The sequence below is a fragment of the Mesorhizobium sp. M6A.T.Ce.TU.002.03.1.1 genome (genome assembly GCF_003997275.1).
Taxonomy (GTDB): Bacteria; Pseudomonadota; Alphaproteobacteria; order Rhizobiales; family Rhizobiaceae; genus Mesorhizobium; species Mesorhizobium mediterraneum.
Window position 1 is genome coordinate 1 of sequence record NZ_RZTI01000085.1, and the last position, 26,737, is coordinate 26,737.

General features: G+C 62.9%; 27 protein-coding genes. 9 read left to right on the top strand and 18 right to left on the bottom strand.

Annotation, left to right across the window (positions count from 1 at the left end):
* From EOC93_RS22405 to aroC, 6 genes are all read right to left on the bottom strand, one after another.
* On the bottom strand, window positions 1-752 hold a 752-nt coding region (locus EOC93_RS22405; RefSeq protein ID WP_164759236.1), incomplete at its 3' end, for a carboxymuconolactone decarboxylase family protein.
* A 149-nt stretch (window positions 753-901) separates the two neighbouring features.
* Entirely contained in the window at window positions 902-3,097 is a 2,196-nt protein-coding gene (gene paoC / locus EOC93_RS22410) for an aldehyde oxidoreductase molybdenum-binding subunit PaoC (RefSeq protein WP_127205735.1), read from the bottom strand.
* 3 nt (window positions 3,098-3,100) lie between these two features.
* Complete coding sequence (locus EOC93_RS22415; protein ID WP_127205736.1) at window positions 3,101-4,048, bottom strand: xanthine dehydrogenase family protein subunit M; 948 nt, start codon at window positions 4,046-4,048, stop codon at window positions 3,101-3,103.
* Window positions 4,045-4,698: an aldehyde dehydrogenase iron-sulfur subunit PaoA gene (gene paoA, locus EOC93_RS22420; protein WP_127205737.1), complete on the bottom strand. Its 654-nt coding sequence runs from the start codon at window positions 4,696-4,698 to the stop codon at window positions 4,045-4,047. The genes EOC93_RS22415 and paoA overlap by 4 nt, the downstream gene beginning before the upstream one ends.
* A 496-nt stretch (window positions 4,699-5,194) precedes the next feature.
* Complete coding sequence (ribB, locus tag EOC93_RS22425; protein WP_126103254.1) at window positions 5,195-6,295, bottom strand: 3,4-dihydroxy-2-butanone-4-phosphate synthase; 1,101 nt, start codon at window positions 6,293-6,295, stop codon at window positions 5,195-5,197.
* Between the two features lie 90 nt (window positions 6,296-6,385).
* Window positions 6,386-7,495 carry a chorismate synthase gene (aroC, locus tag EOC93_RS22430; protein WP_126103255.1) on the bottom strand — a complete coding sequence of 370 codons (1,110 nt, stop codon included), beginning with the start codon at window positions 7,493-7,495 and terminating at the stop codon, window positions 6,386-6,388.
* Between the two features lie 280 nt (window positions 7,496-7,775).
* Between aroC and EOC93_RS22435 the strand changes: the two genes are divergently transcribed.
* Window positions 7,776-8,039: a DUF1344 domain-containing protein gene (locus tag EOC93_RS22435; protein WP_095486233.1), complete on the top strand. Its 264-nt coding sequence runs from the start codon at window positions 7,776-7,778 to the stop codon at window positions 8,037-8,039.
* A gap of 378 nt (window positions 8,040-8,417) precedes the next feature.
* Entirely contained in the window at window positions 8,418-9,407 is a 990-nt protein-coding gene (locus tag EOC93_RS22440) for an MBL fold metallo-hydrolase (RefSeq protein ID WP_127205738.1), read from the top strand.
* Between the two features lie 37 nt (window positions 9,408-9,444).
* Here EOC93_RS22440 and EOC93_RS22445 read toward each other — a convergent pair whose 3' ends face one another.
* From EOC93_RS22445 to EOC93_RS22450, 3 genes are all read right to left on the bottom strand, one after another.
* Window positions 9,445-10,365 carry a LysR family transcriptional regulator gene (locus EOC93_RS22445; protein ID WP_245458093.1) on the bottom strand — a complete coding sequence of 307 codons (921 nt, stop codon included), beginning with the start codon at window positions 10,363-10,365 and terminating at the stop codon, window positions 9,445-9,447.
* A 117-nt stretch (window positions 10,366-10,482) separates the two neighbouring features.
* A complete protein-coding gene (locus EOC93_RS35410; protein ID WP_281033155.1) occupies window positions 10,483-10,617 on the bottom strand; it encodes a hypothetical protein in 135 nt (44 codons plus the stop codon).
* Window positions 10,618-10,721: 104 nt separating this feature from the next.
* Window positions 10,722-11,822, bottom strand: coding sequence for a helix-turn-helix transcriptional regulator (locus tag EOC93_RS22450; protein WP_245461515.1), 1,101 nt, complete (start codon window positions 11,820-11,822; stop codon window positions 10,722-10,724).
* A 210-nt stretch (window positions 11,823-12,032) separates the two neighbouring features.
* On the opposite strand from EOC93_RS22450, the gene EOC93_RS22455 reads away from it, so the two are divergent.
* Window positions 12,033-12,947: a DUF1194 domain-containing protein gene (locus EOC93_RS22455; protein WP_164759237.1), complete on the top strand. Its 915-nt coding sequence runs from the start codon at window positions 12,033-12,035 to the stop codon at window positions 12,945-12,947.
* A gap of 208 nt (window positions 12,948-13,155) precedes the next feature.
* Here the strand turns inward: EOC93_RS22455 and EOC93_RS22460 are convergent, their stop codons facing one another.
* From EOC93_RS22460 to EOC93_RS22490, 6 genes are all read right to left on the bottom strand, one after another.
* Complete coding sequence (locus tag EOC93_RS22460; protein WP_095486200.1) at window positions 13,156-13,743, bottom strand: histidine phosphatase family protein; 588 nt, start codon at window positions 13,741-13,743, stop codon at window positions 13,156-13,158.
* A 47-nt stretch (window positions 13,744-13,790) separates the two neighbouring features.
* Window positions 13,791-14,609 carry an enoyl-ACP reductase FabI gene (gene fabI, locus EOC93_RS22465; RefSeq protein WP_095486201.1) on the bottom strand — a complete coding sequence of 273 codons (819 nt, stop codon included), beginning with the start codon at window positions 14,607-14,609 and terminating at the stop codon, window positions 13,791-13,793.
* 146 nt (window positions 14,610-14,755) lie between these two features.
* On the bottom strand, window positions 14,756-15,055 hold the full coding sequence (locus EOC93_RS22470) for a DUF1194 domain-containing protein (protein WP_127205741.1): 300 nt from the start codon (window positions 15,053-15,055) through the stop codon (window positions 14,756-14,758).
* Between the two features lie 522 nt (window positions 15,056-15,577).
* Window positions 15,578-16,327 (bottom strand): hypothetical protein, encoded by a 750-nt coding sequence (locus tag EOC93_RS22480; RefSeq protein WP_127205743.1) that lies wholly within the window; start codon window positions 16,325-16,327, stop codon window positions 15,578-15,580.
* 385 nt (window positions 16,328-16,712) lie between these two features.
* The gene (locus tag EOC93_RS22485; protein ID WP_095486205.1) at window positions 16,713-17,633 is read right to left on the bottom strand and encodes a DnaJ C-terminal domain-containing protein; all 921 of its coding nucleotides are present in this window, start codon (window positions 17,631-17,633) and stop codon (window positions 16,713-16,715) included.
* Between the two features lie 99 nt (window positions 17,634-17,732).
* On the bottom strand, window positions 17,733-18,206 hold the full coding sequence (locus EOC93_RS22490) for an RT0821/Lpp0805 family surface protein (protein WP_095486206.1): 474 nt from the start codon (window positions 18,204-18,206) through the stop codon (window positions 17,733-17,735).
* Between the two features lie 40 nt (window positions 18,207-18,246).
* Here EOC93_RS22490 and pdxH point away from each other — a divergent pair, with 40 nt between their 5' ends.
* From pdxH to EOC93_RS22505, 3 genes are all read left to right on the top strand, one after another.
* Window positions 18,247-18,864, top strand: coding sequence for a pyridoxamine 5'-phosphate oxidase (gene pdxH / locus EOC93_RS22495; protein WP_095486207.1), 618 nt, complete (start codon window positions 18,247-18,249; stop codon window positions 18,862-18,864).
* Between the two features lie 182 nt (window positions 18,865-19,046).
* Window positions 19,047-19,292: a CopG family ribbon-helix-helix protein gene (locus tag EOC93_RS22500; protein ID WP_095486208.1), complete on the top strand. Its 246-nt coding sequence runs from the start codon at window positions 19,047-19,049 to the stop codon at window positions 19,290-19,292.
* Entirely contained in the window at window positions 19,289-19,582 is a 294-nt protein-coding gene (locus tag EOC93_RS22505) for a type II toxin-antitoxin system RelE/ParE family toxin (protein ID WP_095486209.1), read from the top strand. The genes EOC93_RS22500 and EOC93_RS22505 overlap by 4 nt, the downstream gene beginning before the upstream one ends.
* 43 nt (window positions 19,583-19,625) lie before the next feature.
* On the opposite strand, the gene EOC93_RS22510 is transcribed toward EOC93_RS22505, so the two are convergent.
* The gene (locus EOC93_RS22510) at window positions 19,626-20,381 is read right to left on the bottom strand and encodes a crotonase/enoyl-CoA hydratase family protein (protein ID WP_095486210.1); all 756 of its coding nucleotides are present in this window, start codon (window positions 20,379-20,381) and stop codon (window positions 19,626-19,628) included.
* A gap of 33 nt (window positions 20,382-20,414) precedes the next feature.
* Window positions 20,415-22,193 (bottom strand): acyl-CoA dehydrogenase, encoded by a 1,779-nt coding sequence (locus EOC93_RS22515; RefSeq protein WP_127205744.1) that lies wholly within the window; start codon window positions 22,191-22,193, stop codon window positions 20,415-20,417.
* Window positions 22,194-22,403: 210 nt separating this feature from the next.
* On the opposite strand from EOC93_RS22515, the gene EOC93_RS22520 reads away from it, so the two are divergent.
* Entirely contained in the window at window positions 22,404-22,640 is a 237-nt protein-coding gene (locus EOC93_RS22520) for a hypothetical protein (protein WP_095486212.1), read from the top strand.
* 175 nt (window positions 22,641-22,815) lie between these two features.
* Entirely contained in the window at window positions 22,816-23,916 is a 1,101-nt protein-coding gene (locus EOC93_RS22525) for a glycoside hydrolase family 25 protein (RefSeq protein ID WP_164759238.1), read from the top strand.
* 20 nt (window positions 23,917-23,936) lie between these two features.
* Here the strand turns inward: EOC93_RS22525 and purD are convergent, their stop codons facing one another.
* Window positions 23,937-25,214, bottom strand: a complete 1,278-nt coding sequence (gene purD, locus EOC93_RS22530; RefSeq protein WP_095486234.1) for a phosphoribosylamine--glycine ligase — start codon at window positions 25,212-25,214, stop codon at window positions 23,937-23,939.
* Between the two features lie 216 nt (window positions 25,215-25,430).
* Here purD and ubiA point away from each other — a divergent pair, with 216 nt between their 5' ends.
* Window positions 25,431-26,414, top strand: a complete 984-nt coding sequence (gene ubiA / locus EOC93_RS22535; RefSeq protein ID WP_095486214.1) for a 4-hydroxybenzoate octaprenyltransferase — start codon at window positions 25,431-25,433, stop codon at window positions 26,412-26,414.
* Window positions 26,415-26,737 lie beyond the last annotated feature (323 nt).

Here is a 26,737-nt window from a genome sequence, read left to right on the forward strand (position 1 = left end):
CCGAAGACCTCGCGCAGGACCGGCACCGCCGACGTCGCATTGGGCCAGCCGGCATAATAGGCCAGATGCGTCGGAACCTCCGCTACCTCGGTTCGTGTCAGGCCGTTGTCCATGCCTCGACTTAGATGGAAAGGCAGTTGCTCGGCTTTGCCCGTTGCGATGAGACCGGCGATGGTGACAAGGCTGCGGTCACGCGCCGAGAGTTGCGGCCGTCGCCAGAGATCGCCGAAGAGCACCCGGTTGGTATATTCCGCGAGCCCCGGAACGACCGGGCCGGTCGATGTATCCACGCTCGCCGCCCTTGCCGCCTCGGAAGCTGGATCGAGTTCTAGTGGCTGCTGCCCCGCCTCGGCCGCAACCGGCTTGATGCCGCGCTTATCGAAGACCTCCTTTGTCGCGTTGACGGCGGAAATGGCGTTCGGCCAGCCGGAGTAGAAGGCGAGATGGGTGATGATCTCACCGATCTCGCTTGGGGTCACGCCGTTATCGAGCGCCCGACCGACATGCCCACCCACCTGCGCAATGCGCCCCGACGCAATCAGGGCCGAGACGGTGATGATGCTGCGATCACGAGGCTTGAGTTCGTCGCGCAGCCAGACATCGCCGAACAGCAGCTCGTCCGTATAATCTCCGAGACCAGGCGCCACGACATACACGTCCGGCGGCGCGATCCGGCCTGCGGGCCGCTCCTGCGCCTCGCCGACGGAGGTGGCGAGCGACGAGATCACCAGGGAAGCCGCGAGTTTCTTCATGAGGAATTCTCCATTCCAGATAGAGACTTGTCATTCGAAGGCGGGCGCTTGGGGCGACCGCTCGTAGTCGGTGGCGCTTGGCAGCGCCCAGCGAAAGTGAGGCATTGCGAGGAACAGAAGCTCGCGAGGCGTGGCCGCGGGGAGGACAGTCATATCTCGGGTAAACCCGAAAGCAGCTTGTCGAGTGTGACCGGATAGTCGCGCACGCGCACGCCGGTGGCGTTGTAGACCGCGTTGGCGATGGCCGCACCGACCCCGCAGAGGCCGAGCTCGCCGACGCCCTTGGCCTTCATTGGCGAGGAGATCGGATCCGTCTCGTCAAGGAAGATCACCTCCTGGTGCGGGATGTCGGCATGGACCGGCACCTCATAGCCGGCGAGATCATGGTTGACGAAGAAACCGTGGCGCTTGTCGACTGCAAGCTCCTCCATCAGCGCCGCGCCGACGCCCATGGTCATGGCACCGATGACCTGGCTGCGCGCGGATTTGGGATTGAGGATACGGCCGGCCGCGCAAGCCGCGAGCATCCGCCTTACGCGGATCTCGCCGGTTGCGGCGTCGACACCGACTTCAACGAAGTGAGCAGCAAAGGTCGATTGCTGGTATTGTTTGGCGAGGTTGCCATATTCTATCGCGTCCTCGGCGACGAGGCCTGCTTCACCTGCGGCCTCGGCGAGCGAAACGCTGCGACTGCCCAAGCGGACATTGCCATCCTCAAAGAGGGCCTCGGCAGAGTTGAATCCAAGCTTTTGCGTCACCGCCTCGCGTAGCTTGACGCACGCGGCATAAACGCCTGATGTCGAGTTGTTGGCGCCCCATTGTCCACCTGAGCCGGCCGAAACCGGGAAGATCGAGTCGCCAAGCCGCACCACCACCCTGTCGAGCGGCACGCCCATCATCTCCGCCGCCGTCTGGGCGATAATCGTATAACTGCCGGTGCCGATGTCGGTCATGTCGGTCTCGACCGTGACGACGCCACGATGATCGAGCCGGACACGTGCGGCAGACGTCGTCAGGAGGTTGTTGCGAAACCCCGCGGCGACACCCACACCAATCAGCCAGCGCCCCTCGCGGACCCGGCCGGTCCGGATGTCGCGCTTCTTCCAGCCGAAGCGTTCGGCGCCGATGCGCAGGCACTCGACCAACTGACGCTGCGAGAACCGGCGATCCGGGTTCTCAGGATCGACCTGGGTGTCGTTGAGGATGCGGAATTCGACCGGATCGATGTCGAGCTTTTCCGCCATCTCGTCCATCGCGATCTCCAGCGCCATCAAGCCCGGCGCCTCGCCCGGCGCACGCATCGCATTGCCTTCGGGCAGATCGAGCACTGCAAGCCGTGTGGCGGTCATGCGATTGGCGCCGGCATAGAGCAGACGGGTCTGCTGGACTGCATTTTCTGGCCCGCCGCCGGGCAGGTCGCCAGACCAGCTTTCATGGCCGATCGCGGTGATCTTGCCGTCCCGGGTCGCGCCGACACGGATGCGCTGGATGGTTGCCGGCCGGTGCGTGGTGTTGTTGAACATGAAAGGCCGCGCAAGCGCCACCTTCACCGGCCGCCGGGCGGCACGTGCGCCAAGGGCTGCAAGCACTGCATCGGATCGCACGAACAGCTTGCCGCCAAAGCCACCGCCGATGAACGGCGAGATAAGACGAATATTCTTCTTGGGGATGCCCAGCGTCTTGGCCATGTCCCCCGTGCTCCAGGCGATCATCTGGTTCGAGGTCCAAAGCGTGAGCTTATCCCCGTCCCAGGCGGCGATCGAGGCATGCGGCTCCATCATCGCGTGCCCTTGATCGGGCGTGGTGTAGGTCGCATCAAGCTGAACCGGCGCACTGGCAAAGGCGCCGGCGAAGTCGCCGACCGCGGTATCAGGCGTGGCCCCATCCGGCATGTTCGCGGAACCCTTGGCGCTCTCGAGGTCGAACGCGCCCTGGGCTCGGATATAGTCGGCGCGGACCAGCTGTGCCGCGGCGCGCGCCTGTTCGAACGTCTCGGCGACGACGAGCGCGATCGCCTGATGATAATGCTGGATGTCGGGACCGCCGAGCAGCTTGGCTGTGTTCCAGTCACCTTTGCCGAGTTTGCCGGCGTTTTCAGCCGTGACGATGGCCAGCACGCCTGGCGCGGCCCTGGCTTTGGTCAAATCGATCGAGGCGATCCGGCCCTTGGCGATGGCCGAGCCGACCACGTAGCCATAGGCCTGGTTGGGTACGACATCGTTCCACTCATAGGCATAGGGCGCAGTGCCTGTGGTCTTGAGCGGACCGTCGATCCGATCGGTAGGCTTGCCGACGATCTTGAGTTGATCGATCGGATTGGTCGTGGCGGGGGGATCGAATCTCATCGGTCAGGTCCTTGCTTCCGCCAGAACCGCGGCGAGCGTGCGCTCGACCAGCGGCAGCTTGAATGCATTCTCTTGCGTCGGCTTGGCGTCGGCCAGCAGCTGCTCCGCTACGGCCTTGGCACCGCGCGGCAACTCGGCCTCGGCCGCCTCGACACGCCACGGCTTGTGCGCCACGCCGCCGAGAGCGATGTGCCCGGTGCCGTCGCGCTGCACGATTGCACCGACCGAGACCAGCGCGAAGGCATAGGAAGCCCGGTCGCGCACCTTGTGATAGATATGCGTTCCGCCCACCGGTCTGGGCAGCGTGACTGCGGTGATCAGCTCGCCGGGTATGAGTGCGTTCTCGACATGCGGCGTGTCGCCGGGCAGCCGGTGGAATTCGGCGATGGGTATGCTCCGCGCCGTGCCGTCGGGGCGCACCGTCTCCACTGTTGCATCGAGCGCCCGCATCGCCACAGCCATGTCGCTCGGATGGGTTGCGATGCACACCTCGCTTGCGCCGATCACGGCATGCTGACGGCTGAACCCGCCGATCGCGGCACAGCCGCTGCCGGGCTGGCGTTTGTTGCATGGCTGGTTGGTGTCGTAGAAATAGGGGCAGCGCGTGCGCTGCAGCAGGTTGCCCGCGGTGGTCGCCTTGTTGCGTAGCTGGCCCGAGGCACCGGCGAGCAGCGCGCGAGAGAGCAGGCCATAGTCGCGTCGCACGCGCTCATCCGCGGCGAGATCGGTGTTGCGCACCAGGGCGCCGATGCGCAACCCGCCCTCTGGCGTGGTCTCGATCCTATCGAGCGCGAGGTCGTTGACGTCGATCAGGTGCGTCGGCGTTTCGATTTCGAGCTTCATCAGATCGAGCAGGTTGGTGCCGCCGGCGATGAACTTGGCGCCTTCGGCACGCGCCGCGGCAGCTGCTTCCGCAGGAGAACTCGCACGCTCATAGGTGAAGGATCTCATGCCGGCCTCCCGGCGACCTCGGCGATCGCTTCGACGATGTTGGAATAGGCGCCGCAACGGCAGATGTTGCCGCTCATCCGCTCGCGCAGTTCGGCGACTGTGGCTTGCGGCGTTGCGGTCAAGTCACCGCTCACGTGGCTCGGGATGCCCGCCCTGATCTCGTCCAGCACCGCCACGGCGGAGCAGATTTGCCCGGGCGTGCAATAGCCGCACTGGTAACCGTCATGCTTCACGAAGGCGGCCTGCATCGCGTTCAGGTTCTGAGGCGCGCCGAGCCCTTCGATAGTGGTAATGGCATCGCCTTCGTGCATCACCGCGAGCGTCAGGCATGAATTGATCCGCTGGCCGTCGACCATCACCGTGCAAGCGCCGCACTGGCCATGATCGCAGCCCTTCTTGGTGCCGGTGAGATGCAGGTGCTCGCGCAACGCATCGAGCAGCGTGGTCCGCGTGTCGAGGTCCAGTTCGCGGGCCTCCCCGTTCACAGTGATGGCTACTTTCGACATGGCAGGTTCGCCGACGGCGGAAGGCACATCGCCATTGCCAGCTTGAGCATTCGCCCCCGATGGCGCCGCGGTCATTGCCGCGGAGGCGGCTCCTGCCACCAACAGATCCCGTCTGGTGATACTAAAGTCTGCGGAGGTCGTCATGTCGCTTTTGATCCTCTTCTCTGTCAGAGCGAGCACATCAATGGCCGCTGAAGGCGTGCCGATTTTTCGGCAACGTCCTGTTGGTCGTGGCGATCGGGGACCGAGCTGTCCCAACAGGAAGATAGTTTGAGCAGCGCTCGCGATTAGTGGCTCAATTCCGCATGCTCTTATGCGTGAGCGTCATGAATGCTGGCGCGCGGCTCATCATTCATCTGGCGGAAGTGGCCGTCAGGCAGACGCGTAGAAAGGCGCGGCGTATCCGCGGGCCTGTCAAAGCCGGCAGCGCCGCTCACTGCGTCCAGATCATTGCGCAAATCGGAACTTTATGAATACGACATGAGGAGCTTGCCGGCCTGAGTGGCTTTCTGGCAGGTGCGGAGGAGCGCAGCTTCACGCGCGCTGCGGCGAGTTCGGGACGCCGCAATTTACCCCTGAGCCACACAGCGCTGAGGCCGTCAAGCAGAGGCCAACAGGGGGAGTGCGGGACGCCCCGCCTCTAGAGAATTTCGGTGTTGGCGATATGGATGCCGAAGCCTTCAAGGCCGACGTAGTGGCGCTCGCGCGAGGCGATCAGGTTGATCGAGGAAATGCCCAGATCCTTCAAGATTTGCGCGCCGAGGCCGATCTCGCGCCATTCGTTTTCGCGGCGGCGCGCTTCTTCATGGTCCTCGCGGTCTTCGGCAGCCGGCCGCTTGCGCTCCTGATGGGCGACGCCGACCGAGCCTTCACGCAAATAGACGATAACGCCGCGCCGGCGCTCGCCCATCGATTTCATGATGCCGTCAAGCCTGTGGCTGGTGCCGAAAACATCCGTCACCACGTCTTCGGAATGCAGCCGCACCGGCACCTCCTCGCCGTCGCGGATGTCGCCGAAGACGATCGCCACATGGTGCATCGAATCCCACGGCAGCGTGTAGGTGAAGACCTGCGCCTTGCCGCCAGGCGTGTCGATGTCCGAACAGGCGACACGCTCGACCAGCGTTTCCTTGCGCTGGCGGTAAGCGATGAGATCGGCGACCGAAATCTGCTTCAAACCGTTCTTTTCGGCGAAGGCCTGCACCTGCGGGCCGCGCATCACGGTGCCATCATCGTTGACCAGCTCGGAAATGACGCCGACCGGCGGCAGGCCGGCGAGCTTGCACAAATCCACAGCGGCTTCGGTATGGCCCGAACGCATCAGCACGCCGCCTTCGCGCGCAATCAGCGGAAAGATGTGGCCGGGGCGGACGAAATCGGAAGCGCCGACATTGCCGTTGGCGAGATTGCGCACGGTCAATGTGCGGTCGTCGGCCGAAATGCCTGTCGTGGTGCCGTGCTTAAAATCGACGCTGACGGTGAAGGCGGTGGTGTGGGCCGAATCATTGTCGGCGACCATCGGCGACAGGTTGAGGCGCTTGGCTTCCTCGCGCGGCATCGGCGTGCAGACGATGCCGGAGGTGTTGCGGACGATGAACGCCATCTTCTCCGGCGTGCAATGGACGGCGGCAACGATCAGGTCGCCCTCGTTCTCGCGCCCGTCGTCGTCCATGACGACGACGATCTCGCCGCGTTCGAAGGCGCGCAGGGCTTCGACGATTTTCTTCTGGTCATAAGACATAGGCGCTCGTTTCACTCGCAGGGGAGTAGGGGAATAAGGCAGTAGGGGAGTAGGGAAAAGGAAAATTTGCCGTCTCGGCGGGCGGCGTACCTACTGCCCTACTGCCTTCCCTGTCTGTCCCCGATGACGCAGATAGTGATCCGCGATCGCGCAGGCAACCATCGCCTCGCCGATCGGCACGGCGCGGATGCCGACGCACGGATCGTGCCGGCCCTTGGTCATGATCTCGACGTCGTTGCCGTCCTTGTCGATCGACTTTCGCGGAGTCAGGATCGACGAGGTTGGCTTGACGGCAAAGCGCGCGACGATCGCCTGGCCGGTCGAGATGCCACCGAGGATGCCGCCGGCATTGTTGGACAGGAAGACCGGCTTGCCGTCATTGCCCATACGCATCTCGTCGGCGTTCTCTTCGCCGGTGATGCGGGCGGCCTCGAAACCGTTGCCGATCTCGACACCCTTGACGGCGTTGATCGACATCAGGCCCGAGGCGATATCCTGGTCGAGCTTGGCGTAGATCGGCGCCCCAAGGCCTGCCGGAACGCCGTCGGCAACGATCTCGATGACCGCACCGACCGAGGAACCCGCCTTGCGGATGCCGTCGAGATACGCGGCGAACACGGCGACTGACGCCGGATCGGGCGTGAAGAACGGATTTTCGGCATCGCCGACGAAATTCCAGTTCCAGTTGGCGCGGTCGATCGATTTTTCGCCCATCGACACCAGCGCGCCGCGCACGACCATGCCGGGCACGACCTTGCGGGCCAAGGCTCCGGCCGCCACCCGCGCCGCCGTCTCGCGGGCCGAAGAGCGGCCGCCACCGCGATGATCGCGCAGGCCATATTTGGTGTCGTAGGTGTAATCAGCATGGCCCGGCCGGTACTGGCGGGCGATCTCGCCATAGTCCTTGGAGCGCTGGTCGACATTCTCGATCATCATCGACACCGGCGTGCCGGTGGTGATCATGGTCTCGCCGTCCTCATCCAGGATGAAGCCGGACAGGATCTTGACCTCGTCGGGTTCGCGACGCTGCGTCACAAAACGCGATTGACCCGGGCGACGCTTGTCGAGTTCGGCCTGGACCTCTGCGCGCGTGAAGCGGATGCCGGGCGGACAGCCGTCGACCACGCAGCCGAGCGCTGCGCCATGGCTTTCGCCCCAGGTGGTGACGCGGAAAAGATGGCCAAACGTATTGTGAGACATGAAAACCAGCCCTGCCGGCGTCGGAGCCGCCTTGCGCATGACCCTGAAAATCGGAGCGACTTTCGGAAAGGATCCTGCGCAAAATCAAAAGTGCCACAGCGTCCTTTGCGCGCCCAAGAGGACGCGGCGCTGTAGTCTGCCTTCTATTGGCGTTTTCAGCAGTGGTCAAACTGTGATCCAGCGGATTTAGTTTTGACACATTCGGTTGGTTTCTGGTCAGCTCCATCTGCCCGTTGAACACTCGCCGCCACCGTGCCGGCGCAATGATAAGAGGATGATGATGCGTATCCTGATCGGCGCCGTTGCCGCCACATTGCTGATTTCGACCGCCGCCTTCGCCGGCCAAACCGAAGGCCTGATCAAAGAGGTCGACAAGGACACGTTGACGCTGACACTCGACGACGGCAAATCCTACAAGCTGAATGCCGAAACCGATCTCGAGGCGCTGAAACCCGGCATGGATATCGTGATCGCCTATGACGAGACAAACGGCGAGAACATCATCACCGACATGCAATTGCCGGACAGCGATTCAACCGAATAGAACCTTTCCGGCTGCCCCATCCCCAAAGGCGCGGATGAAGTCCTGGCTAAACCCGCCTTTGTTTCGCCTTCCCTTGTTTGAAGCTCAACCACCGGCGCACCGCACTGCGGTGTAGCTGTCGAGTGGACGATACGCCTTGCCGTTGCTCCTACTGAGAAGTAGTTCGCCCAACCGAGCAGCGTCCGGTTCAACTTGCCCACCATTCTCGCTTCAGTGATCGTGCGCCGGCAGAAGGCATCCACGCGACCAATCTCCCCAGTGCTTCCGCTTCGAGAGGTATAAGGCTCGTCGATAGGTCCGATCCAGCTATCGAATTTCAATCCGAAGCGCACAACCCGTAACCAAGGTCCACCGACAACCACAAGGACCTCAGCAATCATGACCTTCCGTATCCTTCTCGCCTCGACCGCAATAAGCTTGCTGCTCGGCACGACGGTGCCGGCTTTGTCCGAAAGCGCGGCCCCTAGCGCCACTGCCGCTTACTCGCAAACCACTGACACTTACGCGTTTCCGCTGGGCGAGCTCGGCATCATTGCTTTGTCCGACGGCACCGTTCGGCAAGACCTGCACGCTCTCCTGACAGGGACGTCACCTGCGGAGGTCGACGAGCACCTCAACCACGCGTTCCTGTCCAACCCGGTGGAAGCTTCCATCAACGCCTTCCTGATCCGGGACGGCGAGCGGCTCATCCTTGTCGACACCGGTTCGGGGCAACTCTTCGGGCCAGGCAACGGTGGGAAGCTGCGCGACAGCCTCGCCAGTATCGGTGTCATGCCGCAGGACATCACCGACATCCTCATCACTCATATCCACACCGACCATACCGGTGGCCTTGTCGCCGACGGCAAGCCCGTCTTCGCCAATGCAACGGTTCACGTCGGAGCACCCGATCTCACCTTCTTCCTGGACGCTTCGAACTCGGAAAGGACAGGCTACGCCCGCCAGTACTTCGACGAAGCCGAAAAGACGATCGGCGTCTATCAGCGGGCGGGCAAGGTCAGGGCGTTCTCCGACGACGAAACTATCCTGCCGGGAATCGTGGCGACGCTGCATCCCGGTCACACGCCTGGCAGCGCTTTCTTCACGGTGTCAAGCAAGGGGCATTCGATCGCGTTTATCGGCGACGTCATCCACGTCGCGGCCGTGCAGTTTCCCGATCCCGCTGTCACCATCGTATATGACGTGAACCCAGGGGAGGCGGCGGCCGAGCGGCAGAAGACCTTTTCGGCCTTCGCGGACGCTCGCCAACTCGTCGCCGCGCCTCATCTCCCGTTTCCCGGCGTCGGGCACATCCGCGCCGAGGGCGGCGGCTCGTTCACCTGGCACCCGGCTGAGTACCGGAACCGTGAAGAAAGCCAAGGGCAGTAGACTAAGGGCCGAGGCGGCAAGCGATCACCAGGCCCGCTTAGCGGCCTTGGGCCCGCGCCGTCTGAAACACCTGTTCACGTAGCCAGCCATGAGCGGGATCGCCGCTCATGCGCTGATGCCAGAAGGCGGACATCTGAAACTTGGCGAGAGCCAGGGGAGGCTCGAAGAGATCGAGCGACGTGGTGAAGCGCTGCAGGAAACGGCGCGGCAGGGTGCAGATGCAGTCGCTGCCCATCAGCACCAAAGGGGCAAGCGCATAGCTCTGGATAGAGACCGAGACCCGGCGCTCACGTCCGAGGGCGGCCAGCGCCTCGTCGATCATGCCGGAGAAGCTGCCTCCGCTGGTCGAGATCAGGAGGTGGTCAAGCGAGCAGAACTCATCCAGATCGAAGGGCTTGCTACCCCTTGGATGATCCTTGCGCTGTGCCGTGACGAACGCTTCGTCGAACAGTGTCCTTCCGATCAGTCCACCCGCTACGTCCTCGGCCGCGCCGATGAAGAGATCGATGTCACCCTGCTCTAGGTGGGCGGCGATCCGGGCTTTGTCCGGAAGCACAAAAGCGAGGCGGATGTGAGGTGCCTTCGCCTTCAGGAAGGGGATGAGTTCCGGTGCGAGAATGGCGGCTGGATTGTCCGTTGCGGCGATCCGGAAGACGCGGCGGCTGGTGGCGGGGTCGAAGAACTGCGCTACGTTCGCGAACTCGCGCAATCGCTCGATCAGCTTGGCGAGTTCGGGCTGGAGCGCGGCGGCGTGCGGTGTCGGCACCATCCCGCGGCCGGATGATGCCGGGATCAACAGTTGGTCGCCAAACAACTGCCGCAGCCGAAGCAAACGAGCGGAAAGAGCGGGCTGCGTGATGCCGAGCCGAGCTGCGGCATGGGTGACGTTCAGTTCCTTCAGAAGAGCATCGAGGGTTAGGAGCAGCCCCCCGTCGATCTCTAGCATACGTTCGCGCAATTGGGCTCGTCCCTCAGGTTAAAGCAGCATGGACCCACTGCAGAGGCCCCTCGTATCGCACTGTTGGCTCACAGGCAAAGCGCTGCCCTCCTCTGCTTTGGCCGGCTTGCGAGTTCGTTAGCCCCGGTAAGCGCGCTCGAGGTCCGCGATGATGATCTTCGTCATCTCGTACATCGCCTGAAGAACCCGCCTGGCTTTGTCCCTGTCGGGATCGCCCAGCATTTGCAGCAATGCCTTGGGCGCGACCTTCATATCGTTTCTCCTTCAATACTCGGAGCGATCGGCGTCGCCCGGCAATCGCTGCCTGCAGATGATTGACCCGTCCCGGCCTTTGGGTACAGGCCCGTGTTTTCTGGTCAATCAGCTTGAGCGGTGCTGGCTATTTTCGCGAGCAACGCGACCAGTTCCGGCTGGCGATGGGTCTCGGTTTTGGCGAAGACGGCTTTCAGTTGATTCCTGGCGGTTTCGTAGGAGACTCCCAGGTCATCCGCGACGGCCTTCAACTCTGCGCCCGATGAAATCCGGCGAGCCAGTCTCGCCTCGGCAGGGGTCAGCCCGAAGCAAGTCCGCAAGGCAACCTCCGACGGTTGAGGATGAATGTCCGGATCGACAAAGCAGACAACTATCTGACAGGATGCAAAGGCGTTCGTGGTAATTCTTGGCAGGCGCATGAGGTAGGCTAGCAGAGGTCTGCCTCCGAGGCGGGGCAGCGAGACAGGGTTCGCCATTGCTGGCGGGGTCGGATTTCGCAGCAGCACATGAAATGCGCGCTTGAGGGCATCGGTGGCGTTCTTGTCGGCACAAGCCAAATGGCGGCCGGTCACCCAAAGGTCTCGACCGAACAGTCTCTCTGCAGGTTCGTTCACCAGGATCACGGTGGCGTTCCGGTCAAGCATCACCGCAGGCGTGCCGCTTGCGCTGAATGCATCCATCGCGCCTTCGGCCCGCGCGAAGCTCAGCATTCTCGCGAACGCGGCCGCGGAACCCAACTGTCTTGAGAAGTCGGCAAAGCTCTGCATCTCTGATGGCGAACAAGGGCCTTGCTGGATCGACCTCTGGATCGACAGGCACCAGAGGTCATCGCCTGCCGCAACCTTCACACCCGCAAACCACCGCAGACCGAATGGCGCGAGAAATTCCTGATAGTAGGGATGCCTGGCGATTTCCTCGGGCGTCAGGACGTCAAGCTCGCTGACGGCTCCTCTGCGAACCAACAGAGGCAACAGCTTGTATCGGTCGTCCCGGTCGATCCAGCCATCCTTGATGTATGTCTCGAGCGAGGGACCCATTCGGCGACTTTTCGGTATGCCGGGGAAATGCCCTTTCGCGTCGAAAAGCATTGCGCCAAAGCTTCCAGTGGCGTCCGCAGCCACATCCATTGCAGCGTCCCAGCGCGTCGGGTCGGCCGCCGCTTCGGCTATGGCATTGCCCACTGCGTCGAGATCGAACGCGCCCATCTCCATCCCGCATCCGAGAAGAAATCCGACCTTATATTAGCGAACTTGAAACTTCCAGTCGTCCGCGGCCGAGGGGCACCTGATACGCAGGACTAGTACCTCGTCTGACCCGGTTGGGGCATGCGCAGAATTTGGATTTCTATAAGAACAGCCTTTGGGAGCCGGGCGAACGTCGCTGGGTCGAAAGTGTCTTTGGGAATGGGGGGATCGGTGGCTGAAATTGCAACGCACGGCGGACGCACCATCCACATCAGTGGCGACATTGTCCCTAACAACGGAACTCTCCGCGCCCCAATGGCGAGCCCCGCAGTCGCACCAAAACACTTGGGCGCATTCGCGCGCACCCTTATCATCTGCACGAGCTTCTTTATCCCAGCTGCATCCGTCCGCGCGCAGAAGGCCGACGCCGCGGTTGACGTGTGCCTCGTCCTGGCCGGCGATATATCGGCCAGCATCGCTGATGGCACAGCCCATATGCAGCGTGAGGGTCACGCCCAGGCGTTGAGTCATCCCGACGTTGTGTCCGCCATAGCCGTGACCCGCACTGGGCGGATCGCCGTTACCTATGTCGAGTGGTCTAGCCATCGTACCGCCCACACCATATTGCCTTGGCGCATCATAGAGAATGCGCGCGGCGCACGAGAGGCAGCTGACGTTATTCGAGATATGGGCAACCGGCCCGGTCAGGACCGCCTTGGCCACACCGGCCTCAGCTGGGCCATTTCCTACGCCTCTCAGAGCCTGGCCCACTGCCCCGCCACACCCGACCGCACGATTATCGACATCTCAGCGAATGGACCCAATAATGATGGTCCTGCGCCAGAGGCCGCGCGGGACCATGCCTTGGCCATGGGCCACATCATCAATGCGCTTGCCATCCCCGCGCCGGTGCTACCACTTAGGGACCTAGCCGCCAGCCTCGACCCAGACGAAGGAGCGTGGCAGCACCCAACCGATTATCTCTACAGCCACGTTACCGGCGGTCCCAACAGCTTCGCGACTACAGCTCGTACGATAGACGACTATTTTCCTGTCCTCCGCCGCAAGATCGTCACGGAGATTGCCGGTTTGTCGCACAATCGGCTTGAGCACGTGCAGGATGTCAAGTTTGCCTGGCGGCCTTGATCTGAGACATTGCAGAGCGGGACCGCATCCCCCTTTGCAAAGGCCGTACCAACCGCCGCCGGCGGTTTCCCCAGAATGGCGGCATTTGAGACGGCATTCTGGCTTGGCAATGGGCTGCTTCGGGTCAACTTTCCGTCGTCCCCGACTTGGCATCAATGTCCGAGAAGGAGTAAAACCCCGGTCGTTCCGAATGATTGGATTTCGCCCCTTAGAGCCACTCCAGGCGTCGTCCTTCTAGCCTGAGCAAGCGATCCTGCGGCACATCCAGGTTTGCGGCTTCTTTCTCGGGCATTCCCAGCACCATGCGGAACAGGGCCCGCACGACGCCGCCATGGGTCACGCAGACCGTCTGGCGGTCCAGCGCGTCGAACCACGGCTTTATCCGTTCGAGCAGCATTTGATAGCTTTCGGCGCCCTCGCCGGGCGGCAGGAAATTCCATTTGTCGAAGCGCCTCTCCCTGGCCGAGCCCAAATGCCGGGCCTCGAGTTCGGGAAAGGTGAAACCCTGCCAGTCGCCGAAACTCATTTCGACAAGGCGAGGATCGGTGCGGTAAGCTTGCGGATCGAGCTTCATCGCAGCGCGGATGCGCTCCATGGTCTCGCGCGTCCGCCGCATCGGGCTGGCGACAAAGTCGAAATCTCCAGGGTTATGAACGAATTCGCCCAGCCGAAGACCGTTGCGGGTCGCCTGCTCGCGGCCGAGCGCGTTGAGGTCGGTGTCGGCCTGTCCTTGCAGCCGGGCCTCGGCGTTCCACTCCGTCTGGCCGTGGCGCGCGATGTAGACGAGCGGATACATCAGGTCATCCGGGGAGTAGGCGGGAAGCGGGAGAGTTCGAGGAGAGTCTATTCCTTGACGGTCGAAATATCAGGCGCGTCGACCGCCTTCATGCCAACGACGTGATAGCCGGAATCGACATGGTGGATCTCGCCGGTGACGCCGCGTGAAAGGTTGGACAGGAAATAGACCGCTGAATCGCCGACTTCCTCCTGCGTCACCGTCTGCTTCAGCGGTGAATTGTATTCATTCCACTTCAGTATGTAGCGAAAATCGCCGATGCCGGAGGCGGCGAGCGTCTTGATCGGACCGGCGGAGATGGCGTTGACGCGGATCTTCTTCCCGCCGAGGTCGACCGCCAGATAGCGCACGCTGGCTTCGAGCGCTGCCTTGGCGACACCCATGACGTTGTAGTGCGGCATCACTTTTTCCGCGCCGTAATAGGTCAATGTCAGCAGCGAGCCGCCATCGGTCATCAGCGCCTCGGCGCGCTTGGCGATGGTGGTGAAAGAAAACACCGAAATGTCCATAGTGCGCAGGAAATTGTCACGCGTCGTCTCGACATAGCGGCCCGTCAGCTCGTCCTTATCGGAAAAGGCGATGGCGTGGACGAGGAAATCGAGCTTGCCCCAATGCTTGGCGATGTCGTCGAAGACCGCATCGAGCGTTGCCGGATCGGTGACGTCGCAATGGCCGGCGACATGGGCGTTGAGTTCCGCCGCCAGCGGCTCGACGCGCTTCTTGAACGCCTCGCCCTGATAGGTCAACGCGATCTCGGCGCCGTGGTCGACGCAGGCCTTGGCTATGCCGAAGGCGATCGACCGATTGTTCGCGACGCCAAGCACAAGCCCGCGCTTGCCGGCCATAATGCCTTGTCCACCCGCCATGTGAGCGCTCTCCGCAATTTCTGCTTTGTGGAGTGCCTATCGCACAGGCACAGAGTCCCTTCAAGCGCTCAAAAACGGACAGTGCCCGCCCACCTGACCTTCCGGCCCGGAGGATCGATTGCCTGGGCGAAGCGCTTGTGGCGTGCTCAAGCGAAAATTGACGAAAAGACGGCACGCCATGCCATGCAGCAGTTCTGCAAGAGTAGTTCCAGCGCCGCGTCTCGCGAGGATTCTGTTCCGCCCGCGAAATTGTCGGTTCCGTTGGCGCAGATGTTCATGACCGCGCGCTCCGTCGCGTGCGGCGATGACGTCAACAGAAGCGAAGCAAAGTCGATCGCCTCCGACATGTCTGTCAGACGATCGTGCATCGCCGCGGGATCAGCGTCGCCGTCGCGGTCTTGCTCCATATCGCCGCCTCCGTAATGGGTCCGGTCGATGAGCGTCACCGAAGCGAGCGCCTGAGACACGCGCGCGGCGTCCTCGGCCGAGCCGATGACGGTCCAGCGCCAACAGGTCGAACTTGCCATCGCTTGACCATGTGAAGACGGCGAACCCGATCCGACGCCGCGGGCCGGCGGTGGCGGCGCGCAGGAAGTCGGGGTGGACGAGCGCCCGCACGAGCCCGGTCTGCTGGAGCCATTCCTCATATCGGCTGATCGAGTCCGATACGTCGATTGCTGTGACGACATTGGCGTCGGTGCCCGGCACGACCGCCTTGGCCGCTGGCGACGTGCCGCACAGGAAGACCATCAATGGCAGGGCGAGATATAGGGCGCGCCAGCGGCAAGGTTTCGCCGGCATAGCAGGCTTCGGCTTCACCTCCTGGTGTTCTGAACGGCGCAGAACCTGCGCGTTGGAACGGACGGAAACAGGTGCGACAGCATTGGCCCTCCAGGAATGTTCCCGGGGGTAACGGGCCGGAAGCCAAACTTATTCCTCCTGTTCGCGCGGCCGTTTCAGCAATTCGGTTATGTCCGCTTCGAGAACGGCAGGCTCGGATCCATTGCCTGAAGATCCGCATCACGCCCCAGCCCGCGATAGAGGATGAACGCACAGCAACAGGCGACGGCAATCGACAGCATCTCGCCGCCGTCTTCCGCGTAACCAACGAGCTTCGAGCCCGTCAGGAAGTGCAGCATGTCCACCACCACGGCAAAGCCGACAAGACACGCGAACAGCAGCAAAAACACCGATCCGAGGGCTTGTTGCCTGGGTCTGCTTTGGCGGAATGACCACAACAGCGGCGCCAGCAGGCCGAGCGCGACCACCGACCAGGTGATGATTTCTCCGGTGTCGCGAGCCCGCATGCCCGGCAGCGAAACGAGGTCGAATGTCGCTGCCAACAGCAGGCCGCCGCGCTCATGGAAACGGGTGGCGTCGTCGAGCGTCACAAAACTAAAAATCAGCGACCAGGCAAGAAACATATGCTCCCTGGTTCGAAGCCAGATGCCGAACAGAAACAGGGCGCAAAGCGCGGCCTGCCCGTAGTTGAACATCTCGGGCAGCGATCCATCCCTGCTGATGTTAAGACGCGCAGGCAGATCGTAGCGTGAAATTCCGACAGATCGAAGCGCCTCGATCGCGAATGGAACGGTGATGACGAAGATATTCAGGCATATTACTATCAGCGCGAAAACCCTGCTGAGCCTGTCGTTTCGATGCATCGCCCGGATTTCCCCGAACGCACTTTCCAAACTCGATAACGCATGACCCAGCAATCCGACGCGCTCCTTCGTTGCTACTCGTTTGACGGACAATTTCGTTAGTCAACCAAAAGATCCAGATTGGGGCAAGACGTGCTCTTGGACCGCCCCTCGACGTTCAGCCCGCTCGGCTGAGCTCGGTCCTGGCGGTTTTTGACCGCGACTTCATCGGCCTCCGGCATGGTCTGGAAACGGGGCGGCCGCGGGTTTATTCCGCCCGCGCAAAAGAAAACGCTGTCGGCGACGAGCGACTGACCCGCCTGGCGCGAGCCGGCCATGTTCCGGGCGGGCGTTCGTCATCGAGCGATGTCGCGGAATGCGGCTGAGTCCTGCAATCGATCAAAACGGACAGGTGAGAGACAGGAGCGTTTGCGGCGCAGCCCGCCTTTGACGCGCCAAGCTAGCGTTTTCGGTTGCGCATCAGCGCTTCGAGATCGCTGTCGCCACCTTCAGGCAGCATCAGCCGCACATGTGCGTAGAGATCGCCGTGACCGCCAACTTTTTCCGGCAGGCCCCTGCCCTTCAGCCGCAGGACCTTGTCCGAGCTCGACCAGGCGGGGACATTGACCGCAAGCTTGCCGGTCGGCGTTTCGACCGCCACCTTGGCACCCAGCACGGCATCCGCCAGTGCCACGGCCAAGTCGGCATGGAGGTCGCGGCCTTCGACACGATAGCGCGGATGGCGGCGGAAGTGGATTTTGACCAGCGCGTCGCCCGGCTGCCCCGGCCCTTGCTCGCCCTGGCCTTTCAGCCGGATGGTCTGGCCGTCCTCGACATAGGCCGGCAGCTTGACGGCGACCTTGCGTCCGTCGGGGAACATCGCGGTCACCTTCTCCGCGGTCGCCGCTTCCTCGATGGTGACGTCGAGCGTCACGTTCAGGTCGGCGCCGGACGGCGCCTGCCGGCCGGCGCCCGTGCCGGCACCGCGAGAGAAGGTCTCGCCGAAAATCTGGCTGAAGATGTCGCTGTTGCCGTCGAACGGATCGCCGCCCGGACGGCTTGAGCGAAACTCGAAGCGCGAGCCGCCCGGTCCTTGCTGCCGACGGAAGCCGGCGAACGGATCGGCGCCGCCCGCGGCACCTTCGAAGCCCTGGAAACGCGGCTTGCCATCGGCGTCGATCTCGCCGCGATCGAAAGCGGCACGGTTCTTCTCGTCGCCGACGATCTCGTAAGCCTGGTTGGCCGCGGCAAACCGCTCCTTCGCCTTGGGATCCGGATTCTGGTCCGGATGATACTCCTTGGCGAGTTTGCGGTACGCCGATTTTATGTCCTTGGCCGATGCGTTCTTAGCAACGCCCAGCACCTCATAGGGGTCGCGCATGCTTCCTGCCCTGGAGAAGGAGTGAGTCCACGATTGCCATCTATATGCGCTCGCATAGGAAGAAATTCCAGTGGCGCGCGGTCATATGATGGCGGAAAATCAGAGCGCTTTGAAGTCCTGCATCCGCCAGGCGCCGGCGCCGGCCAGGCACACCTCGCCCTTGAACAGCGCGACGCCGTCGAAGCTTTCGCGCGAGGCGGTGAAGCGGCGGCAAAGCTGGCCGTTGTCCCTAGACTCTGCCAGTTCCGTGATCGAGCCGCGCGAACCGGTATCGGAATTCGCCCAGGGCACGGCCTGCCCGCCAAGTTCCTGGATATCGGCGGAAGACACCGCGTTGCGGATCGTCGTCTGGTCCGAGGCGCGATCCTGATCGATCGGCGAGGCAGAAACAGGGGTGCTGCTGGTGAGGATTGTACGGTCGACCTCCGCCTGCTCCAAACTGAAGCCGCCGCCACCGCAGCCGGCAAGCGACAAGGCTACCAGCACGATCGCGACCTTGACCGCAGCCTGGGCGCTGGCCGAAGCAATAAGGCTCCATTGCCTGCTGTCAAAAAGTTGCGCGATACGCGACAATCGGCAATCTCCCCAGCCGGCAACAGAATTTGGAAAAACTATGAGCGAAACTGAGTTAACAAGCGGTGACTTTACCGAGGCTGCCGAGCCATTCCGCCTCTTTGCCGCATGGCTCGACGACGCGACGAAGAGTGAGATCAACGATCCCAACGGCGTGGCGCTGGCGACCGTCGATGCCGAGGGCATGCCGAATGTGCGGATGGTGCTGCTCAAGGGGTTCGATGAAAGCGGATTTGTCTTCTATACGAATTTCGAGAGCGCCAAGAGCCGTGAGATTCTTGGCAGCATGAAGGCGGCGATGTGCTTCCACTGGAAATCGCTGCGCCGGCAGGTGCGCGTGCGCGGGCCGGTGGAGATCGTCACCGAAGCGGAAGCGGACGCCTATTATGCGACGCGCCCCCGCGGCAGCCGCATCGGCGCCTGGGCGTCGAAGCAATCGCGGCCGCTGGAGAGCCGCTTCGCACTGGAAAAAGCGGTTGCCGAATACACGGCGCGCTATGCGATCGGCGAGATCCCACGGCCGAAACACTGGTCTGGCTTCCGTATCGTGCCGCAGACGATCGAGTTCTGGCACGACCGGCCCTTCCGACTGCACGACCGCGTCGTCTTTTCACGCAACGCCAAGGGCGGCTGGGACAAGACAAGGCTTTATCCCTGATAAGGGTGGCCCTTAAGCAGCTTCACCAACGGGAGAACTGGGCGCGCGGCAACATGGCATCGCCGATATAGGGTGGCGCGCCTTGAAGTAAGGGGCACCAGGCCCCAGGAGGACCCCGGTAATCCTTGACGAACCACGTTGGTTCACCAATAATCATCGTGAACCAAACGAAAGTTAAGACCATGACGGCTTTTACCGTGCGCGTCCCGGATGAAACCGCAAACAGGCTTGACCAGCTTGCCGAAAAGCTCGACCGCTCGCGCTCCTATGTGGCTGCGCAGGCCATTGAGGACTTTGTAGCCCGTGAGGAATGGCAACTCGCCGAGATAGAGGCCGGGTTGGCCGAAGCTGAGCGCGGCGATTTTGCCAGTGACCGTGATGTAGCCGGTGTTGTCGGAAAATACGTCAAGTCCGCCCGCCGAGCATGAGCCGCAAAAGAATCCGCTGGACCATGCGAGCGCTGCGTCGGCTTGACGAAATCGGCGCGCATATCGAGAAAGACAACCCCGAAGCGGCCGCCCGAGTCATTGCGCGCATCGTGACGGCGGCAGAACATCTCGCCGAGCAACCGGCCATGGGGCGCATCGGGCGCATCAAGGCGACGCGGGAACTCGTTTTGGTTGATATTCCGTATATCGTACCCTATCGCGTCAACGGCGAGACTGTCGAAATACTCACCGTCATGCACACCGCCCAACGGTGGCCACAAGCCCTCTAAAATCGCCCAACACCATGGCTAGCGTCATCAGGCCACACCGCCTTCAGCCTGCTTTCTTCCTGGTCATGAAGGCCATCAAGGCAGCGCGGGCCTCGTCGGATTTGAGCCGCTCGCGGAAATGCTCGCTCTCCTCACCGATGCGGGCAACGAGGTCTTCACGCGAGCCGCGCATCAGGTCGCGCGCGATCTTCAGCGCTTGCGGCGGCTTGGCTGCGATCTGGCCGGCCGCTGCCAGCACGGAGGCTTCGAGCTCGTTTTCCTCGACCACCGCGTAGATCAGCCCGGCGGCCTTCGCCCGCTCGGCCGAAAAACCTTCGCCGAGACCAAGCAGCGCGAAAGCGCCTTGCCGGCCCAGAATCTCAGGCGCAAGCAAGCTCGATCCCGCCTCGGGAACCAGGCCGAGATCGACGAAGGGTGTTCGGAACACAGTGCGCGGCGTGGCGAAGGTCAGGTCGCAGTGCAGGTTGAGCGTGGTGCCGATGCCGACCGCGATGCCATCGACACCGGAAACCAATGGCTTTTCCGCCCTGGCCAGTGCCATCAGAAAATCCCAGACTTCGGTGCCGCCCTCACCGCCGGTGGCGACGACCATGAAATCGGCTAGGTCGTTGCCGGACGAGAAGGCCCCTGAAACACCGAGGAAGACATGAACGCGGACCGCCGGATCGGCATCGCCTTCGGCAAGGGTTTTGGACATTCTCGCATACATGGCGCGCGTCAGCGCGTTCTTCTTTTCCGGACGGTTGATGCGGATGATCTGGATGGCGCCCTGGCGCTCGACGAGGATATGGTCTGTCATAGTCGGCCCCTTGTGGACGTGAACTTGTGAACGTCAGGAAGTTCCGGCAGAAATCAGTGCCTTGCTGGCAGTGGCAAGGCTTTCGGCGCCGCCGATGACGCGCTCCTTCAGCGCGCCCGCCTCGCCAAGCAGGTTTTCGGCGAAGAAACGGCAAAGGGCGATGCGGCTTTGGTCGGCAAGCGCGCCGCGCGCCAGATAAGCGCCGCCCGCCGCAAGCGAGATCAGCCTCAGATATGGCGTCGCACCGGCCAGCGCCTCGTCCGAACGGCCGTCGGCAAGCAGCCCTTGCAGGAAACGTGTCGCTTCGCAGACATTGTCGAGTGCCTTGTCGAGACCATCGGCGGTGCGGCCAAACCCCTGAAGATTTGAGGTCCGCACCTGACTGGCGACCGCTTTCAGTTCGGCGATGTAACCACGAACATGCTCGCCACCGCCAAGCGGCAGCTTGCGCGCCACCAGGTCGATCGCCTGGATGCCGTTGGTGCCTTCGTAGATCGGCGCGATGCGCGCGTCGCGATAAAGTGCTGCCGCACCCGTCTCTTCGATAAAGCCCATGCCGCCATGCACCTGCAGCCCGAGCGAGGCGACCTCGACGCCGACATCGGTGGAAAAGGCCTTGGCCAGCGGCGTCAACAGATTGGCGCGCTCCTGCCAGTGGGTGGCTTCATCGCCACTGGATATCCGCGCGTTGTCGATGGCATGCGCGCAGGAATAGCTGATGGCGCGCGCAATCTGGGTCAGCGCCTTCATGGTCAGGAGATTGCGCTGCACGTCCGGGTGATGGACGATCGGCGCCATGCCGTCGCCATCATAGCTTGCAGCCTTGCCTTGCCGGCGGTCATTGGCGTAGGCGAGCGCCTTTTGCGTGGCCGTTTCGGCGACCGCCACGCCCTGCATGCCGACGGCGAGCCGCGCATTGTTCATCATGGTGAACATGCAGGCGAGGCCCTTGTTTTCCTCGCCGATCAGCCAGCCGATCGCGCCAGGCACTGTCCCTTCGAAACCATCGCCATAGATCATAGTGCAGGTCGGCGAGGCGTGGATGCCCAATTTGTGCTCCAGCCCGGAGCAGAACACGTCGTTGCGCGCGCCCAACGCGCCATCGTCGCCGACAAGGAATTTCGGCGCCAGGAACAGCGAAAGCCCACGCGTGCCGGCCGGCGCATCCGGCAGCCGCGCCAGCACCAAATGGATGATGTTGTCGGTGAAATCGTGCTCGCCATAGGTGATGAAGATCTTTTGCCCGAAGATGCGGTAGGTGCCGTCGCCGGCCGGCTCAGCGCGGGCACGCAACGCATTCAGGTCCGAGCCCGCCTGCGGCTCTGTCAGGTTCATCGTGCCCATCCATTCGCCGGAGACGAGCTTTTCCAAGTATTTGGCCTTCAGCGCCGGCGAGGCGTGCTTGTCGAGCGCCTCGACCGCACCCATGGTCAGCGTCGGGCCGATGCCGAAGGCCATGGCGGCGGAGTTCCACATTTCGAGCGCCGCGACGCCCAGCATGGTCGGCAGCGCCTGGCCGCCGAATTCCTCCGGTGCGGATAGCGCGTTCCAGCCGCCGTCGATCCAGCGACGATAAAGCGCCTTCCAGCCAGGCGGCGTGGTGACGGCAGCGCCGCTCAGCACCGCACCTTGTTCATCGCCGATCTTGTAGAGCGGCGCGATCTCCTCTGTGGCGAAGCGGCCGGCTTCCGCCAGAATGGCGTCGACGAGATCTTCGCCAAGGTCGCCAAAGGTGCCGGCGTCGAGCGCCGGCTTCAGGCCGGCCACGTGCTTCAGCGTGAAGGCGATTTCCTCGACTGGTGCCCGATACATGCCGCTCGCTCCTCCTGTGTCCGGCAGGTCAACTTAAGATCCGTGCCGACACAAAACCATCCGCCTTTGGGTCGCCTCTCCCACCTTCTTTTTACGTAAACGTCAAAATTTGTCACGCAGATTTTGCAATTGCTGCGACACAGGCTAAATTCGGCAAAAGCCGGACAAGTTCGACCGGCGACGGATCAAGAACACCGGATCGGACCGCCCGTGCTTGCCAGACCTGACGCCTATCGCTGTCTCGAATGCGGGCTGCCCTATCGAGCGGCAGGTTTTTGGCACTATCGGGGCAAGGTCGAGGACGGCGCCGCCTATTGGTCGGATCGCGGCATTCTGTGTTCGCCGCAATGCTCGGTGGCTCATCATCGCAAACGCGAGGCCGAGGGAACGCTGCCGCAAGCGCCGGCGCCCGACCCATTCCAAATCCAGCCGCTCTCCCGCCGTTGATGGCAAGCGAAGCCGCCACCGGCAGAATTGCGGCATTCGCCGCGGGCCGCCGAAAGCATTTCCTTAACCATGGCGGTTCAGGATCAGGCTTTGGCCAGCAAGGATCTGCTGTTTGAAACCGCCGGCGCACCCCCTTCGCCGCCTAGGACTCCTCGTCGTCGCGGCCGCGATGACAATGGCGTTGGGGCCGGCACAAGCCTCGGATTTCTCCGAGCCGTGGAAGAACACCGACCGGGCGCTGGTGATCGACGCCTACGAATACAATTCCATCGACTGGGCTGAACTTGCCACCGACAAACGCATCGTCGGCTTCATCAACAAGGCGTCCGACGGGATGCCGCCACCCTATTTCTGTTTCGGTGCCGAGACCGAGACAAGGCTCTGCAAGACGCTGTGGAAGCGCCATGCGGTAGCGCAGGAACTGTTCCAGACGCGCAAGGTGGTGGCCAAGGCGCTCGGCCTGAAATGGGGCGCTTATCATCTCGCCCGCCCCGGCAATCCCGTGGGACAGGCGAACAATTTCATCAATTTCGCGAAGCCTGGGCCGGATGACCTGCTTGCTCTCGACATCGAGGATGATGACCCCACGAAATGGATGTCGCTCGAGGATGCCGAGGAGTTCGTGCGCCACGTGCATCGGCGGATTGGCCGCTTTCCGGTGCTCTACACCAACGGCAAGACCGCCAAGCACATCGCCGACAACAAGTACAAATACCGGCTCCTGTCGCGGCTACCGCTCTGGTATGCGCGCTACAAGCCAGACATCGGCGTGCATTTCCCGATGGGCAACTGGCAAGGCTACGCACTCTGGCAGTTTTCGGCAAAAGCGAATTGCGGGCGGTTCCGCTGCCCTTACCGGGTGGCTGGCACGCCCAACGACATCGATGTCAATGTCGCACCGATGGATGCCGCCGCATTGCGCGCGCAATGGCCCTTCGGCGGCCTGATCGACGTGCAGCCGGTTTACCTCGCCTCGATACCGGTGCCTCTCTCGCGCGAGGCTGGGCTAGCCGGCAATGCCATCACCTACGCGACCGTGGCGGCACCACCGACCTTCGCCGAAATAACCGCCGCGTTTAGCGCACGCTGGACCAAATTCCGCAGCAGCTTTCAACTGCCTTTTGTAAAGGCCGCGCCGCGCCTTCCGCGCGGGGTTGCCGAATATGTGGCCTGGACGCGGAAGGAGAAGCGCTCTGCATCGGCCTCTGAAGCGGCGCCCGCCGCCAGCGATCCGGTCAGCACCGCATCGACCGAGTTCGACCGTGGGCTGCGCTAAATCTGAAAGCCGTTGAAGGGTCAGCGCACCTGCTCGCGCGCCACAGCCTGCCAACCAATGTCGCGGCGGCAGAAGCCTTGCGGCCAATCGATCCGGTCGAGCGCGGCATAGGCTCGTCTCTGCGCCCCGCCGACGGTGCCGCCGACAGCCGTGATGTCGAGCACACGGCCGCCATTGGCGACCAGCGCGCCGCTGTTGATGGCGGTGCCGGCATGAAAGATCTCGACGCAATCGCCCGCGGCCTCTTCGACGCCGCGGATGACCGAGCCCTTTTCCGGCGTGCCGGGATAGCCCCTGGCCGCCATCACCACGGTGAGCGCCGCCTCGTCGCGCCAGCGCGCTGACATATGTGCAAGCTGGCCATCGGCAGAAGCGTTGAGGAGGACCAAGAGATCGTCCTTCAGCCGCATCATCAGCACCTGGCATTCCGGGTCGCCGAAACGGGTGTTGTATTCGATCAGCTTCGGCCCCTTGTCTGATATCATCAGCCCGGCGAACAGCACGCCGGAAAACGGCGCGCCAAGTTCGGCCATGCCGCGCATGGTCGGCTCGACGATCTCGCGCATCGTGCGGTCGATCATCTCCGGTGTCATCACCGGTGCTGGCGAATAGGCGCCCATGCCGCCGGTGTTCGGGCCGATGTCGCCGTCGCCGACACGCTTGTGGTCCTGCGCGGTGCCGAACGGCAGCGCGGTCGCGCCGTCGCACAGGCAGAAGAAACTCGCCTCTTCGCCGGTGAGAAACTCCTCGACCACCACCTCAGCGCCGGCCTGTCCGAAAGACCCGTCGAAACAGGCGTCGAGCGCGGCCAGCGCCTCATCCAGCGTCATGGCGACGGTGACGCCCTTGCCGGCGGCGAGGCCGTCGGCCTTGATGACGATCGGCGCACCCATCTTTTCGACATAGGCCCTGGCCGACGCCAGGTCGCCGAAACGGCCATAGGCGGCGGTCGGGATATCATATTTCGCGCAAAGGTCCTTGGTGAAGCCTTTCGAGCCTTCCAGCCGCGCCGCCGCCTTGGACGGGCCGAAGACGCGAATGTTCTCAGCGCGAAGGTCGTCGGCAATGCCGGCGACCAGCGGCCCTTCCGGCCCGACCACGACGAGGTCGATCTTTTCCTCCATGCAGAACCGGGCCACCGCCGCATGATCGGCAATATCTAGCGTCACCAGTTCGGCTTCGCGGCCGATGCCCGGATTGCCGGGGGCCGCGTAAAGCTTCGTCAGCAGCGGCGAGGCCGCAATCTTCCAGGCCAAGGCATGTTCGCGGCCGCCGGAGCCGATCAACAAAACACGCATGCCCAGATCCCTTGCCATTCCACGATCAGGACTGCGCTATTGCGCCTCGGACGATGGGTCAAGACATTTGGATGATTTGGGACCAATTGCGCACGGGAACGTCGGGCATCCATGCCCGATATCGGGGGAAAGGCTGGTTCGCCGCCTACGATATTTACGCCATGACGATTTGGCTTGATGCTTGACGGCGTTCGCCTCTGCTGCCACTCCAGCACAATGGAACCCGTCCAGTCGAAAGCAGCCCAGGGCCGCGTCGCCGATGCGCCGAGCGGCCACTGGGTCTACCGCATTCTGCCACGCTGGCTGTGGCCCTATGCGCAGCTTGCGCGATGGGACCGGCCGATCGGCTGGCAGTTGCTGCTGTGGCCGTGCTGGTGGTCGGCAGCCCTTGCGGCAAGCGCCTACCCTCGCCCCGGTGACCCGCTGCTCTCGCTGCTACCGGCGCCATGGTATCTCGTGCTGTTCCTGATCGGTGCCATCGCCATGCGCGGCGCCGGCTGCACCTATAACGACCTGGTCGACCAGGACATCGACAACCAGGTGGAGCGCACGCGTTCGCGGCCGCTGCCGGCGGGAAAGGTCACACGCCGGCAGGCCTGGGCGTTTCTCGTCATCCAGGCATTGGCCGGCCTCGCTGTGCTTTTGCAATTCAACAGCTTCGCCATCCTGCTCGGCATCTGCTCGCTTGCCATCGTTGCTGTTTATCCATTCATGAAGCGATTTACCAATTGGCCGCAACTGGTTCTCGGCCTTGCCTTTTCCTGGGGTGCGCTGATGGGATGGGCGGTCGAGTTCGGCGATCTCGATGGCCCGGCCGTCATGCTCTATATCGGCTCCATCCTGTGGGTGATCGGCTACGACACGATCTATGCGCATCAGGACAAAGAAGACGACGCCATCGTCGGCGTGCGCTCGACCGCACGCCTGTTCGGCGACAACACCAAGGCCTGGCTCGTCGGGCTCTATGGCGGGGCGCTGGTCTGCTTCGCCATCGCCTTCGCGTCGGCACAGGCGCCAGTGCCGGCGCTGGCTGGGCTGGTCGCCGCCGGCGCCCATATGACGAGGCAGATCGCCATGCTGGACATCGACGATCCGGACCAGTGCATGCTTCTGTTCAGGTCGAACAACCAGGTCGGCTGGCTGGTCTTCCTTGGCCTGATCGGCGGCGCTGTGTGGGTGGCGCTGAAGCCGCTGGTTTAGGGAGCCTGTTCCCTTCTCCCCTTGTGGGAGAAGGTGGATCGGCGCGCAGCGCCGAGACGGTTGAGGGGTGTTGGAAGGAATGAGGCGTTCGCGTTCCCTGGAACACCCCTCATCCGACCGAGCTTCGCTCGGCCACCTTCTCCCACAAGGAGACCTTTGCACAGAAGCCGAACGGTGATTCTGTGGTGAAGGTTGGAGCAGGGAGATTCGGGATGGCGGATCGTGTTTTGGGTCAGTTGAGTCTGGCGGACGGTCTGGCGGCGTCGGATGAGACGATTTTCGACCTAGTATCGAAGGAACTGGACTGGGCGCCGATCCGAACA

Excerpts from the sequence above, each read along its gene's own strand:
- paoC (WP_127205735.1), bottom strand. The coding sequence starts at position 3,097 with ATGAGATTCGATCCCCCCGCCACGACCAATCCGATCGATCAACTCAAG.
- EOC93_RS22415 (WP_127205736.1), bottom strand. The coding sequence starts at position 4,048 with ATGAGATCCTTCACCTATGAGCGTGCGAGTTCTCCTGCGGAAGCAGCT.
- paoA (WP_127205737.1), bottom strand. The coding sequence starts at position 4,698 with ATGACGACCTCCGCAGACTTTAGTATCACCAGACGGGATCTGTTGGTG.
- ribB (WP_126103254.1), bottom strand. The coding sequence starts at position 6,295 with ATGTCTTATGACCAGAAGAAAATCGTCGAAGCCCTGCGCGCCTTCGAA.
- aroC (WP_126103255.1), bottom strand. The coding sequence starts at position 7,495 with ATGTCTCACAATACGTTTGGCCATCTTTTCCGCGTCACCACCTGGGGC.
- EOC93_RS22435 (WP_095486233.1), top strand. The coding sequence starts at position 7,776 with ATGCGTATCCTGATCGGCGCCGTTGCCGCCACATTGCTGATTTCGACC.
- EOC93_RS22440 (WP_127205738.1), top strand. The coding sequence starts at position 8,418 with ATGACCTTCCGTATCCTTCTCGCCTCGACCGCAATAAGCTTGCTGCTC.
- EOC93_RS35410 (WP_281033155.1), bottom strand. The coding sequence starts at position 10,617 with ATGAAGGTCGCGCCCAAGGCATTGCTGCAAATGCTGGGCGATCCCGAC.
- EOC93_RS22450 (WP_245461515.1), bottom strand. The coding sequence starts at position 11,822 with ATGGGCGCGTTCGATCTCGACGCAGTGGGCAATGCCATAGCCGAAGCG.
- EOC93_RS22460 (WP_095486200.1), bottom strand. The coding sequence starts at position 13,743 with ATGTATCCGCTCGTCTACATCGCGCGCCACGGCCAGACGGAGTGGAAC.
- fabI (WP_095486201.1), bottom strand. The coding sequence starts at position 14,609 with ATGGCGGGTGGACAAGGCATTATGGCCGGCAAGCGCGGGCTTGTGCTT.
- EOC93_RS22485 (WP_095486205.1), bottom strand. The coding sequence starts at position 17,633 with ATGCGCGACCCCTATGAGGTGCTGGGCGTTGCTAAGAACGCATCGGCC.
- pdxH (WP_095486207.1), top strand. The coding sequence starts at position 18,247 with ATGAGCGAAACTGAGTTAACAAGCGGTGACTTTACCGAGGCTGCCGAG.
- EOC93_RS22500 (WP_095486208.1), top strand. The coding sequence starts at position 19,047 with ATGACGGCTTTTACCGTGCGCGTCCCGGATGAAACCGCAAACAGGCTT.
- EOC93_RS22505 (WP_095486209.1), top strand. The coding sequence starts at position 19,289 with ATGAGCCGCAAAAGAATCCGCTGGACCATGCGAGCGCTGCGTCGGCTT.
- EOC93_RS22510 (WP_095486210.1), bottom strand. The coding sequence starts at position 20,381 with ATGACAGACCATATCCTCGTCGAGCGCCAGGGCGCCATCCAGATCATC.
- EOC93_RS22515 (WP_127205744.1), bottom strand. The coding sequence starts at position 22,193 with ATGTATCGGGCACCAGTCGAGGAAATCGCCTTCACGCTGAAGCACGTG.
- EOC93_RS22525 (WP_164759238.1), top strand. The coding sequence starts at position 22,816 with ATGGCGTTGGGGCCGGCACAAGCCTCGGATTTCTCCGAGCCGTGGAAG.
- purD (WP_095486234.1), bottom strand. The coding sequence starts at position 25,214 with ATGCGTGTTTTGTTGATCGGCTCCGGCGGCCGCGAACATGCCTTGGCC.
- ubiA (WP_095486214.1), top strand. The coding sequence starts at position 25,431 with ATGGAACCCGTCCAGTCGAAAGCAGCCCAGGGCCGCGTCGCCGATGCG.